This window comes from Paenibacillus guangzhouensis, assembly GCF_009363075.1.
Classification (GTDB): Bacteria; Bacillota; Bacilli; order Paenibacillales; family Paenibacillaceae; genus Paenibacillus_K; species Paenibacillus_K guangzhouensis.
Genome location: NZ_CP045293.1, coordinates 5,627,135 through 5,640,456, shown reverse-complemented (window position 1 = coordinate 5,640,456; position 13,322 = coordinate 5,627,135). Strand labels below are relative to the sequence as shown.

The window sequence follows — 13,322 nt, the reverse complement described above, 5'->3', positions numbered from 1 at the left end:
AGCGCTCCTGACACCCTTATGTCAGTAGTCTTCAAGCATATGCAGAATTTCTTCACGGACCTTTCTTCGCAAGGATTCCGGTTCGACCACAACGACACCCGCACCCCACCCAAGCACCCATTGGAGCAGCTCCTCCGGCAGACGGACACGGAAGGTCATATGCAGACATCCATCTTCTAGCTCCTCGATGGATTCACGATAGTAATTGGGGGATTCCTTCACTTTATCCGCAATATCGGCATGTACCTGAACACGTACAATAACATTCCGATCATCTGGCGGCGCATAGTCTTGCAGGTTGAAGTCCGAAGGCAGCTGGAAGGCCTCGTCGAGCATCGTCAGCTCGTTCATCCGCGATAACCGAAAGTGGCGAATATCCTGCCGCAGCTCGCATCTCGCTACAAGAACCCAAGAGCCATTGGTGAACACGAGTCCATAAGGTGCTGCGACCCGTACACTATGGCGATTCCCATCCTCCTCCGGCAATCGCTTCGCGTAACCGAATTTAACTTTCCGTACGTGTAGAATCGCTTGGCGGATCTTCTCGACATACGCCTTCTCTGGTCCGCGATATCGCTCATCATTCGTCGTTAGCAGCCGCATCGTCTTGCGTACTCGTGTGGCTTCCATCCGGACAGGTTCTGGCAGGATCGCTTCAATTTTTCCGCGCGAAGAACGTGCCTTCTGACCATAATCTTGATCGAATCGCTGTTCGATGAAGTCCGTCCCTATGATCAGGGTGACCGCCTCCTCAGCGGTAAATGTCACCGGCGGCAAGAAATACCCTTCCATCAAAGAATAGCCAACCCCCGGTTCTCCTACGACGGGTACACCCGCTTCGCTTAATGCTTGAATGTCACGGTAAATGGTCCGCACACTCGTCTCGAAGATCGCCGCCAAATCCTCTGCGCGCAGCACCGACGTTCGCTGCAGCTCCAATACAATAGCAAGCATTCGGTCTGTCTTATTCAAGCAGCAGCACGCTCCTTATTATTCGTCATACGAAGTGAAAAAGACATCCTTCAGGATCGCCTTTGCCTTCTTCAACTCAGGGCCACTCAACGATTTCATCATCTTCATGATGTCATCCCGATCTTCGGTAGCCTGCGAAACTTGCTGCTCTTGTGCCATGACTTGTGAAGACTCAGGCAGGGCCTCTTCCTCTTCCGACTCCACTTGAACCCACGAGGCTTCGAGAACATCTTGCAAACATTGCATGATGAACTTCAGCTCATCTTCACTGTAACGCTGGAGGAAGCGATGTACACCTTTATCGATCTGGCGATGCAGCGCTTGATGCAGATCGAAGATCTCTTTGCCTAGTGATGTCGTGCAGAACAGCACCTCTTTTTTGTTTCCGGGAAGATATTCGGTACGAATGATCTTCTTCTCCACCAATCGCCGTGTGATCTTCGAGACGCTGCCTTTTGGAATGCCGAACTGCTTGGAAATGGTGATCCCATTCACTGGCTCCAGCCCTCCGATGGCATCAATGACATGCAGCATCATCACCGTCGATTCCTGCAAGAAGCTTAAGACCTCTGGATTGCTGCTATTGGCAACAAGCCACTGCTTTTCTTCATCATCTTCTTCCTGAAATTTGGTCTGCAGCTTCGCCGTCGTCTCCATTAATTCCTGAATGATTTGTGTTTTATCGAATGCTTCGATTGTGCTTCGATTCGAATCTAATGGTTGCGTCATACGACAATCTCCTTAACAAAATAGACTTACGCACAGTATATCAAGAACGCATCTTATTTTAAAGTTTCTCAGAAACAATATTGACATTGTAGCATAACCTCGATAATATAATTTCCCAGAAACATTTTTAGTATCTTAGAAACAAAAGGAGTGTGTAAATCGATGAACATGCAAGCTATTCGTATCCATGCTTATGGTGGTCCTGAAGTGATGCAACTCGAGGAATTGCCAATACCAACGCCCGCACCAGGCGAAGCCCTCATTCGCGTGCAAGCAGCTAGTGTGAATTTCCTTGATCTGCAGCATCGGCGCGGCGACCTTGTCCAGCAAGCTTTTTACAAGAAAAAGGGCGGCCTGAACGACAACCTCCCTGCTACGATCGGAAGCCAGTGTGTGGGCATTGTGGAAGCGCTCGGATCAGACGATACGCGCGTAAAAATAGGAGATCGTGTCATCTGTGGAGGTGGAGGCGGAACTTACGCGACGCATGTCCTAGCGCCTGCCAATCACCTTATTCCTGTTCCGGAAGAGCTAACGCTGGAGCAAGCGACAGCCGGGCTGGTTCAAGGCTTCATGGCCTATGCCTTAACACATGAGGCGTACCCCATTAAGCCAGGTGACTGGTGCCTAGTGCATGCTGCGGCGGGCGGTGTCGGACTCTTCCTCGTACAGATGGCCAAAATTCGCGGAGGCCGCGTTATTGCGGTCGTGTCGACCGAAGAAAAGGCTCAAGCCGTCAGAGAGGCAGGGGCTGATGAGGTTATTATCTCGACACAGGCGGATTTTGCGAAGGAAGCGCGTCGGATCGCAGAAGGCCGTGGCGTGAATGTCGTCTACGACGGCGTAGGTAAGGATACGTTCGAAGGAAGCCTCGACAGTCTGGCCCCACGCGGATATCTGGAGCTCTTCGGGCAAGCGAGCGGCTTCGTTCCTCCGCTCGATCTGATGACTCTGCAGGAGAAGGGCTCGCTCTACATTAATCGATTCTCGCTCCTATACTTCAGAGATGCGTGGCACGATTATGCAGAGCATTTCGTCAGATGGGTTCAGCAAGGCCAGGTATCCGTCAAAATTGACCGCATCTACCCGCTCGCGGACGCAGCCCAGGCTCATAAGACGTTCGAGCAGCGGAAGATTAGCGGACGAATCTTACTCATTCCTTAACGTTCGCTTCCGAATGACCATCTCGATGATGATCAAGTTCGGCACCCAGCACAGCCATGCGGTAACACGATAAGCAAGCTCGAAATCCCCGAAGGCGAGACTTAGCGGCCCTAAGTATATCCGCAGCATCACTGCAGCAAATGTGAGCGCATAGCTGCGGAGCATCCAATTCCGATGGGCAGCAATGTCTTGCCGCATAATCTTCGCGACAGCCATATACGTCGTCATCATCCAGGCGAGATCGAGCCCAATGAACCCAACCTGCGCAACCCAACCCGCCGTGGCATACAAGGACAGATAAATATTAACGATCCCGCTTATGAAAATCGAAATGACATACACCATCCCGAGGCGGCGGTGCAGGTTGCGAGACTTCACGTCCCGCTGCTTACGGAAGATCTGGAAAGGACCAATCAGCAGCGCTAGCGCCCCTGTCACGATGTGGGCATACAAGAAATAGACCCAGGGCGTCACATGGAAATCTGGGTTCTGGAGCTTGAACTGCACCAATCCTGCGAACTTGACATCGAAGAATCCATACTGAATTACCGTATAAAGGACAATTAGAATGGCGCATAAAAACACGAGAAACGTTTTTGTTTTTTGCAAAACAGGGATCACCTCATCCTTAGTCTAGAATCACGAGCACCAAATGGCACAATTAGTATATTATTCCACTATGGTTTCTTCAATCGCTTTATGATCTCTTCACAAATAAAAAATGACCCTTCACAGTCCATTTCACCGTGAAAGGCCATCTACTCTTCTATACTTCCAAAGGTTTGCGTCCTCGCCCATGCGGGATTACCATCGGTGTGCCGAATAGCGGATCCTGCGATATCACACATTCCATGCCGAATACCGAGGACATCAGATCGGCATTCACGATCTCCTCCGGCTTGCCGGCTGCCCAAATCCGATTATCCTTAATTGCGACCATATGGTGCGCATAGCGACAGGCCAGATTAATATCATGCAGCACCATAATGATGGTACGGTGCTCGCGTTCATTCAATTCGTACAGTAAATCCAAGACATCAATCTGATGCGTCAAATCCAAATAGGTCGTAGGTTCGTCCAGCAAAATGGTATCCGTCCCCTGTGCCAAGGTAAGCGCAATCCATGCTCTCTGCCGTTGTCCCCCGGATAAAGAATCTACCGTCCGCTCCGCGAATGGCGTCATACTTGTCGCATCCAGCGCCTGCCTTACCATATCCTCATCTTCCTGTGACCATTGACGCAGCCAGGATTGATACGGGTATCTCCCTTGCTTGACCAGCTGCAGCACCGTCAGCCCTTCCGGGGCAATCGGGCCTTGAGGCAGGATCGCTAGACGCCTTGCCACTTCCTTCGTGGACAGTTTGGCAATCTCACTGCCGTCTAACAGGACCGCCCCGTCTTTCGGTTTTATTAGACGAGCGAGGGAGCGCAGCAGCGTTGACTTCCCGCAGCCGTTGCTGCCGACGAAGACCGTGATCTCGCCTTTCGGAATGGCAAAATTCAATTCGTTAAATATTATCGCCTCACCATACGCAAGACTCAGATCCTTCGTTTCCATAGCGATCATAGGTCGAACCCCCCTCGATGTATACATTTATGATTTGCGATGACGATAAAGTAAGTAGACGAAGAACGGCGCACCGATAATCGCGGTGAATACACCTGCCGGAATATCAAGCGGGATGAACATCGTTCTGCCGACGAAATCGGCGAGCAGCAGCAGCAGCGCACCGATCAAGGCCGATACCGGGAGTACCCCACCGAAGGCAGGTCCGACGAGCCGGCGCGCAATATGCGGCGCCATCAGACCGATGAAGGCGATCGCTCCGCCAATGGCAACAGCAGCGCCTGCAAGGCCAACGGCGAGAATCAGCAGCACCAGTCGATGCTTCTGAACCGAACTCCCGACCCCTGCGGCGACATCATCACCGAGCTCCTGCACATTAACATGCCGTGCATGTAGCATCGCTGCCGGCATCAAGATCAGAACCCAAGGCAGCAGCGGCAGCACGTCATTCTGCCAAGAGGTGCCGTAGATGCTTCCCGTCATGAACGTCAATGATTTCTGTGCCAGCACGAACGGCGCCGAGATTAAGAGCATGTACGTAATCGACGTAAATGCCGCATTCATTCCGATGCCGATCAATACCAGCTTTAGCGGGGACACCCCTTTTTTCCAAGCCATCAAATAGATAACAAATGTAGAGATAAACGCACCGAGAACGGCGCCAATCGGCAGCATATGAATGCTTGTCGTCTCCGCGAAGAAATAGAAATAGATGACCGCACCCAGCGTTGCTCCGCCCGAAATACCGATAATATCGGGTGATGCAAGCGGATTGCGGATCATGCCTTGCAGAATGGCCCCAGATACCGCTAGCGCAGCGCCGACGAGCATCGCCACAACGATTCGCGGCAGGCGCAGATTGACGATAATAACCTGATGGGAGCTATCCTTCGCCTGTCCGAAAAGGGCCGAGATCGTATCCATAACACCGATTCGCACAGATCCCATCCCAACACTTAAGACAATGACAGCCAGCATCACGAAGAACAATAACGTGCTTACCGCTAATACTTTGCGGCTCATAAGAAAAGAATAGAACGGACCTCGAACCGTGATGAACTTCTTCATTTCGCATCCACTCCTCTGCGCGCAATGTACACAAAGAAAGGAACGCCGACGATCGCGGTCATGACACCGACAGGCACTTCCTTCGGCATCACAATAAATCTAGAGCCAATGTCTCCCACCAACAGAAGGAGTGCGCCCAAAAATATACTATATGGAATCACCCATTTATAATCGGTTCCCACAAAATAGCGAGAAATATGAGGAATAATAATCCCTACGAAAGCAATCGGTCCCGCAACCGCAACAGATCCCCCTGCCAGCAGCAGAATAATGATGACCGCTATCACCTTAATGACCGCCGTACGTTGGCCAAGACCAATCGCGACATCCTCACCCATGCTGAGCACATTCATCTGTCCCGCCATGAACAACGCCAATATGAGGCCGATCGCCATATAAGGAAATACAGCCGTCAGCATATTCAGATCACGGTCTGCGACCGAACCGACCAACCAGAACAACGTCTGCTCGAACGCCTTGCCGCTCGTTAATTGAATGCCTTGCGTTAAAGAGGCGAAGAAGGCCGTCATCGCTGAGCCTGCGAGCGTAATCTTAATCGGCGTCATGCCGTCCCTGCCGAGGGAACCTAGAATATAGACGATGACGACTGCAACCGCAGCGCCCAAGAATGCTACCCACGTCAGCACATTCAACGAGATGTCCGAGAATATTGCATAGGTCGCAATAATAAAAAAGGCTGCACCCGAATTGACCCCAAGAATACTTGGCGAAGCCAAGGGGTTTCGTGTCAGACCTTGCATGTAGGCGCCCGCAACCGCAAGCGCAGCGCCGACCGAAGCCGCAATGAGCGCCCGGGGCACCCGAGTATTCTGAATAATGAGATGCTCATTCGAGCCGTTAAATGCTGTATAAGACTCGATCACCGTGTGGAACGAAATTTGCGTTACGCCGAACAATACACTGCAAATCATCGCCACAGCAACGAGTCCTACTAAGACGAACAGTCCTGCTATTTTATAAGGGGTGGTCAAAATTCCTCTATTCATTATGATCGACTCCGTCTGCCTATGCTTATTCGAGACTCTAGCGCTTTAATCCAAGTTAAATTGTAGGAGACCGAGTCAGCGCTGTCAATTGTTTTGAGAATCATTTTCAATTAATTGTTGACACCCTCCTTACCTTCCCCTATGATAATCATTATCAATTAAAGATATTAGGGGGATATATCATTATGCGTGCCAAACGCCATACTTCTCAGTTAACCAAAATGTTTGTCCTATTATGCGCAGTAATTCTCGTGCTTACCGCTTGCGGCGGCCAATCTGGCTCCGAGTCGAAGGCTGCGGAAGACAAGGCGCAAGCAGCGGACACAACATCATATACAATTAAGCATGCCATGGGCGAGACGACGATTAAGGGAACACCGAAACGTATCGTGGTACTTACGAACGAAGGAACCGAAGCCGTACTAGCGCTCGGTATCAAGCCAGTGGGTGCGGTGAAATCTTTTACAGGCGACCCTTGGTATGATCACATCAAAGCCGACATGGAAGGCGTCACGGTACTCGGGGAAGAATCCCAGCCGAACATCGAAATGATCGCAAGCCTCAAACCAGACCTGATCCTGGGCAATAAAATGCGCCAAGAGAAAGTCTACCAACAGCTAAGCGCGATCGCGCCAACCGTATTCTCCGAGACGCTTCGCGGCGAATGGAAGGCGAACTTCTCCTTATATGCCGAAGCATTAGGCAAAAAAGCCGAAGGCGAGCAAGTGCTGGCGGATTTCGATAAGAAAATCGACGATTTCAAAGCCAAAGCTGGCGATAAGCTGAAAGAGAAAGTATCGGTTGTACGCTTCATGGGCGGCAAAACACGGATTTACCTCTCCGATACGTTCACAGGCATCATTTTCAAACAAATCGGAATTGCGCGTCCAGAAACGAACTACAAGGATACTTTCGTAGAGGAAATTACAAAAGAACGTATCCCGGAAGTCGATGCCGATATGATGCTCTACTTCACGTATGAGACAGGTGACAACAAAGGGAACAAACAAGCGGAAGAATTCATGAAAGACCCATTGTGGCAGAACCTGAATGTCGTGAAGAACAAGAAAGCATTCAAAGTCGATGATGCGATCTTCAACACGGCAGGAGGCGTTCGCGCGGCGAACCTGATGGTCGATGAACTCTACAACATTTATGGGTTACAAAAATAAATAGCACAGCCCTATAAAGCGCACCCCTTAGACAATCTAAGGGGTGTTTTTTGGTGGGGATTAGCGTCGTATATGTCGCGTTTCTACGATACGCATGATTAGGCCTATGATAAAACCCCATAATAAGGGAATATAATCTGTAAATGATGAGAGGTGCCGATCATCATGATTGGCTCTAGTTATTTGTCCTCCATCACATAACAAATTCAGTAATATACTGCTTGCAGACTACTTCATACCCAAGCGAGCGATAGAGCTGAATCGCGGCGGCATTGTCCTCCAGCACATTCAAATACACATGCGGCGAGATGGCTCTTCCCTGCCTTGTCAGCTCGGTACAGATCCGTCTGCCCAGCCCCTGTCTTCGCTTCGAGACGTCCGTACCGATATTCCCGAGCTCGATATAATCCCCGGTGTAGACGTGGTACCCGCCCACAGCGACCAATTCCTGCTCATCCATGACGCCAAAGAATGGGTACTTCAGCTCTTCACGCGAGAAAGCCATCGTGTTCAGCGCTGCTAGCCTCGACTCGATTCGCTCATAGTCACCTGCTCCAAGTCGTATAACGCGTTGATCCTCCGACGGTATCGCTTCGCTATCGGTATGCTTCATAAGCAGCAGCGGCTTTGGAGGCCTAACGAAAGTGAGCTGAGGAGCGAGCAGCCCTATCTCCTCCTCCGTGAGGATAAAGTTGCCGACGGCATCCTCTGGCAATTGAAGCTCCTGCTGCATGAAGGGCAACATCGATTGCATTCGAAAGGACTCCTGCACAGCGTATACGGCAAAGGCGTTGAATGGTAATCCCGTAAAGGATGCCAAAACTCCAAGCAGCTCGCCTCCATCTGTGAACTGCCCATAATGAACAGTGTGCTGTCTGCGATTCGTTAGATAAGAATAATAAAGAAAATGCTGTTCTCTCTCTATCGTGTACAATAGCGTATCCAGCTCTTCCTGCGATAACTTGCGAATCATGTCTCCAGTCTCCATTTCCCTACGCATTGATATATGTGATCTATTATTCTATATCTTGCCAGGATTTCGCAACACTAGAACGCTGTCGTATGGACACTATCTTCTGGTATACTATGGAAAATTACGATTCACTGGAGGAGATTCCTATGAAGGTCCGCCGAATTGTTACCAATTTTGCCACAGCAGACATTACGCTCGCCAAATCCTTCTACCACGATATACTCGGGCTTGAACTCCTCATGGATCACGGCTGGATTGCCACGTATGGATCGCCGGATGAGATGGGAATCCAGATCAGCTTTGCATCACAAGGCGGCTCCAATACGACAACCCCGGATCTGTCCATTGAAGTGGATGATGTCGATGAAGCGTACGTGCGCATGAAGGAATCCGGGTTCCAGATCGAATATGGTCCCGCGGACGAACCTTGGGGTGTACGCCGCTTCTATGTTCGAGACCCCTTCGGCAAACTCATCAACATCCTCGCGCATCACTAACCCGAACAATCGGTTGCAATATTTACCACATAACCAATTCGTCTAAATGTCGTCCAATGATAGAGTACAAATCTATCAACAAGGTGATGACAACATGAAGAAGAAACCACATACACTCCTCTTACTGCTAGCCGCATCGATGCTCTTTTCAGCTCCTGCGCAAGCAGCAGCGGCACAGCTGGAACAAGCGACAGCGCAGCCTATATCCATGTTCATGGATGGTCGCCAGCTCCAATCGGAGACGCCTCCAGTCGTCGTCAATGGCTCAACCTTGGTACCCATACGCGGGATATTCGAAGCGCAAGGTGCCAAGCTATCCTGGAATGATGCCAGCAAGACCGTAACAGCAACGAAAGGAAGCACGACCCTTACTTATAGGCTCGGAGATACAACAGCCCTTCTGGATGGCCAGACCCTACTCCTATCGGTTCCAGGTCAGATTACGAACGGGTTCTCCTTAGTTCCGCTGCGATTCGTGAGCGAGGCGCTTGGTAGCACCGTCAAGTGGGAGCCAAACACCAAATCCATCTGGATCACCTCTCCCGTCGAATATGAGACTTCGATCGCGCAAGGTGTTAATCTTCGAACGACGCCAGATTCTCAGAATGATACCAATTCACTAGGCCTGCTGCCTGTCGGAGAGAAAGTCCATGTCATCCGTGAGGTAAATGCGCTTTGGCTAGAAGTTCAGACGAAGAATAATCAAACCGGGTACATATCAGCCAAACCCAAATATACCGATTACTCCAGCCCTGCCTTAATTCAGAAGCAAGGCAGCGAGTTAATCGCAGCCGGCTCGAAATATCTAGGCACACCGTACGAGTTCGGCGCTACAAGCGACCAGACGAAGACGTTCGACTGCTCTTCTTTTGTGAAGCGTGTATTCGGGGATACGTTGTCGATCGAGCTCCCTCGCGTGTCGTATGATCAAGCTAAAGTCGGCAAAGAAGTCAAGCTCGACGATCTCCGTGTAGGCGACTTGCTCTTCTTCACTGCGCGTAAGCTTGACATCGGCCACGTGGCGATCTATGCCGGGAACAATCAAATTCTGCATACGTACTCGAAGGAAAAAGGCGTACACTTCGAAGCGTTCGAAGGACAATGGAAGAAGCGGTTCGTCACCGCGAGACGCGTATTCTAACAGGATTCCCCGTCGAATCCGACTGAATTGCGCTACCTGCTGTCAAGCGACTTCATCATCCCTTATAATGGGTTCATAATCGCCTAAGGAGTTGTGAACGAAATGATCCGTGTAGACAGGCTGGACGCAGCACAAATCGGAGCCATTGTAAGTGACGAGACCCCTAGCTTCTCAGGCATTGTCGCCGGAGAATGCAAGGGCGATATATGGGTGAATGATCTTGAACAGCCCACCCTTGCCGTGGTGTATTCATCCGCTGTAGGAGGCTTCTGTACACTAGGCAGACCTGAAGAACAGGAAACCTATCTGCGATTCAGAGCGTTCTTAGACTGAATTGTTCCCTTGGCTCAAGGCACGTGGGCAGTTTTACTTCGAATTCTCCGTTGCCGATCCTGAGACCGAAGCAGCGATGCTTGCGCTATTCTCGGATAAGTCCATTGATCGGGAATATGAGCACACTTACCAAAGGTCTACAATTTTCAGTGAGGAACGGCCGACAATTCACGGAGCATATGCGATCCACGGTATTGATGAGGTATTTCTGAAAAGGATCAAGACGGGGCAATGCAAGAATAGCGAGATGATTCGCAAGCGAATCTTGGGATCATGGGGATCCGACGAAGCGTTCCTAAGCAAAGGACTAGCCTATGCCGCGTTACACGGAGATGAGGTTGTCGCCGTTATTATGGGTACGTCGTATTACAATCAACTGCTCCCGATTGATATTGAGACGGCAGCGGTTCATCAGCGCCAAGGACTGGCTCATCAACTGACGCTTCATTATGCAGAGGCCTGTGCACGTAGAGGCTTGATCGCACATTGGAATTGCATGGAATCGAATACCGGCTCATGGCGAACCGCCTCGAAGGCCGGGTTTACCTTCCTTCGCAAGCAATACGTCTATTGGTTCGCGATCTAAGCCATAGAAAAGAAAGAAATGAAAAGATCACCTCCTAGGAGCGTGATCTTTTTCGTGTGCGCATTATTTGGATTGGTCTTTGCGATACAGCTCGCGGCTCTTGTACCCCGCCTGAAGAATCATCTTCATCTCCTCGCGACGTGCTGCCTTCGTCTCGTCCTGCTTCGCGCTGTAGACGTAACGCGCCCAATCCTTGCGGTATCCTGGCGTCAGCCCTTGATACACGGCGAGCAGCTCCGGCGTATCCGCGAGATCCTGCTCGATCTCCGGGATCAAGGCAATGTAATCGTCTACGCGTTGGCTTGGTTTCGTAGAAGGCTGATCTGCCTTGACCTTGCCCTTCGCATCCTCTTTGAACCCGACAACGGTAAATACATCATCGAGGCCCACCATCCGCGCGAATTTAATGGAGCTTGTCCCAACATAGCCGTTCTCGTCACTACCTAGCCCATCTAACAGCTCATCCCGATGAATGAACGTCGGATATACCTTATTGCCCTTCTTCGGATATGCCGCGAACAGATAACCGCCCGGCTTCAGATGCCGCTGCTCAATGACGCGGTGTACCAAGGTTCGCAAGGACGCCATATCCAGCACGAAGGCGAAAATAAGGTCATAGGCGGCACCCTCCGTTAGCGACGTATCATACCCTGCCAATTCCGATAAATAGTCACTTCTTTCCGGCTTATACAAGACCGCTGTCTGCTCGAATTTATGTAAATTCAACTTCTCTACGATAGATTTGGACATCAACATTCATCTCCTAAGTCATATTCCGCTACGGTAGTCATCCTTCCATATGCATTCATTATATCCAACTCGCAATTCAAAATAAATCAAGTACAATGATAGAATAGAAGTCTGAGACGATAGAAGGAGAACGATACGTATGACGAAAGCCACAGAGTGGAAAACAGGCGCGAATGGACGTAAATTCATCGCATCTTTTAGCGGAGGGAAAGATAGCGTCCTGGCGCTGCACCAAGCGATGCAGGTCGGAGAAGCCATTGGATTAATCGTCATGCTGGAGGAAAAGGGGGAGCGTTCGCGATCCCATGGGATGCCGCCGGAAGTTATTCAAGCGCAGGCTGATGCAATTGGTCTCCCGGTATTTACGGCAGCCTCCAGCTGGGCTGACTATGAAGCGCACTACATGGAACTGCTAGCAACAGCGAAGCAGCATGGCGCCGAGGCGCTTGTCACCGGTGATCTGGACATGCCGGAGCATGGTTGCTGGCATGACAAAGTCACGCAAAATGCCGGCATGAAGCTGGGCATGCCGCTATGGGAGATGGATCACCGCGAAGCGGTCGAGACATTCATCCAGCTCGGCTTCGTCACGATCATCGTGACGGTCAATTGCAAGCTCGGCATGACTGAAGACGATCTAGGACGCGTACTCACGCTCGATTATGTGAAGGAGCTCGTAGCACGAGGGATCGACCCTTGCGGTGAAGGCGGGGAATTCCACACCACCGTTCTCGATGGACCGCTGTTCAAGCAACCGATCCCCGTACGCCAAGGCGAGATTCTGCGCCAAGAGGAGTACGCATTTCTCCCGCTGACATTGGATCGATAATCCCTCAGCAAGCGAAAGGCTCGCCACTGCTTAATGCGCAGCGCGAGCCTTTGTCATCCGCAAGATTGGGAAAGGATTCCCCTGATCGTCGAGCTCTGAACGTTCGTAAACTTCAAATCCGACGTGTTCATAGAATCCTACAGCTTGCGGATTCTGTTCATTCACATCCACGTATTGCACGTTCATTTCCTCCAGTGCATACGTCACGAGCTTCCTACCCATGCCTTTCCCGCGCAGGTCCGGCGATACGAACAGCATTTCAATTTTATCGCCATGAATGCCCATGAAGGCTTGAATCTCCTGCTGTTCATCCACAAGACATATCAGATGCTCCACATGAGGGACCCCCTCACGCACGAGTGGAATGAGTGATACAATGTCTTCTTCCTTCAGGAAGTGGTGCGTTGCTCGAACCGATCCTTCCCAGACGCGGAGAATTTGGGACAATTCGTTGTCCGTGAGGTTATCCTTATGGACAAGTGTATAGGTATGCATGATATCACTTCGCTTTCATATAATGTTAAAAAACCGGAG

16 protein-coding genes are annotated in these 13,322 nt (G+C 50.6%); 7 read left to right on the top strand and 9 right to left on the bottom strand.

Translation table 11 applies throughout. The features are described from left to right. Positions 1-21: 21 nt before the first annotated feature. Both GCU39_RS25425 and GCU39_RS25420 read right to left on the bottom strand, forming a co-directional pair. Positions 22-972, bottom strand: coding sequence for a helix-turn-helix transcriptional regulator (locus GCU39_RS25425; protein WP_152396020.1), 951 nt, complete (start codon positions 970-972; stop codon positions 22-24). A gap of 18 nt (positions 973-990) precedes the next feature. After that, on the bottom strand, positions 991-1,701 hold the full coding sequence (locus tag GCU39_RS25420) for a helix-turn-helix domain-containing protein (RefSeq protein WP_152396019.1): 711 nt from the start codon (positions 1,699-1,701) through the stop codon (positions 991-993). Positions 1,702-1,863: 162 nt separating this feature from the next. Between GCU39_RS25420 and GCU39_RS25415 the strand changes: the two genes are divergently transcribed. Next, on the top strand, positions 1,864-2,865 hold the full coding sequence (locus GCU39_RS25415; protein ID WP_193726622.1) for a quinone oxidoreductase family protein: 1,002 nt from the start codon (positions 1,864-1,866) through the stop codon (positions 2,863-2,865). Here the strand turns inward: GCU39_RS25415 and GCU39_RS25410 are convergent. The 4 genes from GCU39_RS25410 to GCU39_RS25395 all read right to left on the bottom strand — a co-directional run bounded on the left by GCU39_RS25410 (position 2,851) and on the right by GCU39_RS25395 (position 6,507). Next, the gene (locus GCU39_RS25410) at positions 2,851-3,474 is read right to left on the bottom strand and encodes a DUF2306 domain-containing protein (RefSeq protein ID WP_152396018.1); all 624 of its coding nucleotides are present in this window, start codon (positions 3,472-3,474) and stop codon (positions 2,851-2,853) included. The two genes, GCU39_RS25415 and GCU39_RS25410, sit on opposite strands and share 15 nt — an antisense overlap. 157 nt (positions 3,475-3,631) lie before the next feature. Further along, positions 3,632-4,432, bottom strand: a complete 801-nt coding sequence (locus tag GCU39_RS25405; protein ID WP_152396017.1) for an ABC transporter ATP-binding protein — start codon at positions 4,430-4,432, stop codon at positions 3,632-3,634. Between the two features lie 27 nt (positions 4,433-4,459). Beyond that, positions 4,460-5,500: a FecCD family ABC transporter permease gene (locus GCU39_RS25400; RefSeq protein WP_152396016.1), complete on the bottom strand. Its 1,041-nt coding sequence runs from the start codon at positions 5,498-5,500 to the stop codon at positions 4,460-4,462. Further along, positions 5,497-6,507, bottom strand: a complete 1,011-nt coding sequence (locus tag GCU39_RS25395; protein ID WP_152396015.1) for a FecCD family ABC transporter permease — start codon at positions 6,505-6,507, stop codon at positions 5,497-5,499. Before GCU39_RS25395 ends, GCU39_RS25400 begins: the two co-directional genes overlap by 4 nt. 185 nt (positions 6,508-6,692) lie before the next feature. Here GCU39_RS25395 and GCU39_RS25390 point away from each other — a divergent pair, with 185 nt between their 5' ends. Continuing rightward, the gene (locus tag GCU39_RS25390; protein WP_152396014.1) at positions 6,693-7,679 is read left to right on the top strand and encodes an ABC transporter substrate-binding protein; all 987 of its coding nucleotides are present in this window, start codon (positions 6,693-6,695) and stop codon (positions 7,677-7,679) included. A gap of 193 nt (positions 7,680-7,872) precedes the next feature. Here GCU39_RS25390 and GCU39_RS25385 read toward each other — a convergent pair whose 3' ends face one another. Then, positions 7,873-8,652 carry a GNAT family N-acetyltransferase gene (locus GCU39_RS25385; RefSeq protein ID WP_152396013.1) on the bottom strand — a complete coding sequence of 260 codons (780 nt, stop codon included), beginning with the start codon at positions 8,650-8,652 and terminating at the stop codon, positions 7,873-7,875. Positions 8,653-8,798: 146 nt separating this feature from the next. Here GCU39_RS25385 and GCU39_RS25380 point away from each other — a divergent pair, with 146 nt between their 5' ends. The 4 genes from GCU39_RS25380 to GCU39_RS25365 all read left to right on the top strand — a co-directional run bounded on the left by GCU39_RS25380 (position 8,799) and on the right by GCU39_RS25365 (position 11,209). Continuing rightward, entirely contained in the window at positions 8,799-9,149 is a 351-nt protein-coding gene (locus tag GCU39_RS25380; RefSeq protein ID WP_152396012.1) for a VOC family protein, read from the top strand. A gap of 94 nt (positions 9,150-9,243) precedes the next feature. Beyond that, positions 9,244-10,290, top strand: a complete 1,047-nt coding sequence (locus tag GCU39_RS25375) for a stalk domain-containing protein (RefSeq protein WP_152396011.1) — start codon at positions 9,244-9,246, stop codon at positions 10,288-10,290. A gap of 102 nt (positions 10,291-10,392) precedes the next feature. Further along, the gene (locus tag GCU39_RS25370) at positions 10,393-10,623 is read left to right on the top strand and encodes a hypothetical protein (protein WP_152396010.1); all 231 of its coding nucleotides are present in this window, start codon (positions 10,393-10,395) and stop codon (positions 10,621-10,623) included. 1 nt (position 10,624) lies between these two features. Further along, the gene (locus tag GCU39_RS25365; protein WP_152396009.1) at positions 10,625-11,209 is read left to right on the top strand and encodes a GNAT family N-acetyltransferase; all 585 of its coding nucleotides are present in this window, start codon (positions 10,625-10,627) and stop codon (positions 11,207-11,209) included. Positions 11,210-11,272: 63 nt separating this feature from the next. On the opposite strand, the gene GCU39_RS25360 is transcribed toward GCU39_RS25365, so the two are convergent. After that, the gene (locus GCU39_RS25360) at positions 11,273-11,959 is read right to left on the bottom strand and encodes a YdeI/OmpD-associated family protein (protein WP_152396008.1); all 687 of its coding nucleotides are present in this window, start codon (positions 11,957-11,959) and stop codon (positions 11,273-11,275) included. Between the two features lie 139 nt (positions 11,960-12,098). Between GCU39_RS25360 and GCU39_RS25355 the strand changes: the two genes are divergently transcribed. Beyond that, the gene (locus tag GCU39_RS25355; protein WP_152396007.1) at positions 12,099-12,788 is read left to right on the top strand and encodes a Dph6-related ATP pyrophosphatase; all 690 of its coding nucleotides are present in this window, start codon (positions 12,099-12,101) and stop codon (positions 12,786-12,788) included. Between the two features lie 30 nt (positions 12,789-12,818). On the opposite strand, the gene GCU39_RS25350 is transcribed toward GCU39_RS25355, so the two are convergent. Beyond that, complete coding sequence (locus GCU39_RS25350; protein WP_152396006.1) at positions 12,819-13,283, bottom strand: acetyltransferase; 465 nt, start codon at positions 13,281-13,283, stop codon at positions 12,819-12,821. Positions 13,284-13,322: the final 39 nt, after the last annotated feature.

What these genes read in the sequence shown, in the direction of transcription:
- GCU39_RS25390 (WP_152396014.1), top strand. Translation starts at nt 6,693, where the DNA reads ATGCGTGCCAAACGCCATACTTCTCAGTTAACCAAAATGTTTGTCCTA.
- GCU39_RS25380 (WP_152396012.1), top strand. Translation starts at nt 8,799, where the DNA reads ATGAAGGTCCGCCGAATTGTTACCAATTTTGCCACAGCAGACATTACG.
- GCU39_RS25400 (WP_152396016.1), bottom strand. Translation starts at nt 5,500, where the DNA reads ATGAAGAAGTTCATCACGGTTCGAGGTCCGTTCTATTCTTTTCTTATG.
- GCU39_RS25355 (WP_152396007.1), top strand. Translation starts at nt 12,099, where the DNA reads ATGACGAAAGCCACAGAGTGGAAAACAGGCGCGAATGGACGTAAATTC.
- GCU39_RS25370 (WP_152396010.1), top strand. Translation starts at nt 10,393, where the DNA reads ATGATCCGTGTAGACAGGCTGGACGCAGCACAAATCGGAGCCATTGTA.
- GCU39_RS25385 (WP_152396013.1), bottom strand. Translation starts at nt 8,652, where the DNA reads ATGATTCGCAAGTTATCGCAGGAAGAGCTGGATACGCTATTGTACACG.
- GCU39_RS25405 (WP_152396017.1), bottom strand. Translation starts at nt 4,432, where the DNA reads ATGATCGCTATGGAAACGAAGGATCTGAGTCTTGCGTATGGTGAGGCG.
- GCU39_RS25350 (WP_152396006.1), bottom strand. Translation starts at nt 13,283, where the DNA reads ATGCATACCTATACACTTGTCCATAAGGATAACCTCACGGACAACGAA.
- GCU39_RS25420 (WP_152396019.1), bottom strand. Translation starts at nt 1,701, where the DNA reads ATGACGCAACCATTAGATTCGAATCGAAGCACAATCGAAGCATTCGAT.
- GCU39_RS25415 (WP_193726622.1), top strand. Translation starts at nt 1,864, where the DNA reads ATGAACATGCAAGCTATTCGTATCCATGCTTATGGTGGTCCTGAAGTG.
- GCU39_RS25360 (WP_152396008.1), bottom strand. Translation starts at nt 11,959, where the DNA reads ATGTCCAAATCTATCGTAGAGAAGTTGAATTTACATAAATTCGAGCAG.
- GCU39_RS25375 (WP_152396011.1), top strand. Translation starts at nt 9,244, where the DNA reads ATGAAGAAGAAACCACATACACTCCTCTTACTGCTAGCCGCATCGATG.
- GCU39_RS25395 (WP_152396015.1), bottom strand. Translation starts at nt 6,507, where the DNA reads ATGAATAGAGGAATTTTGACCACCCCTTATAAAATAGCAGGACTGTTC.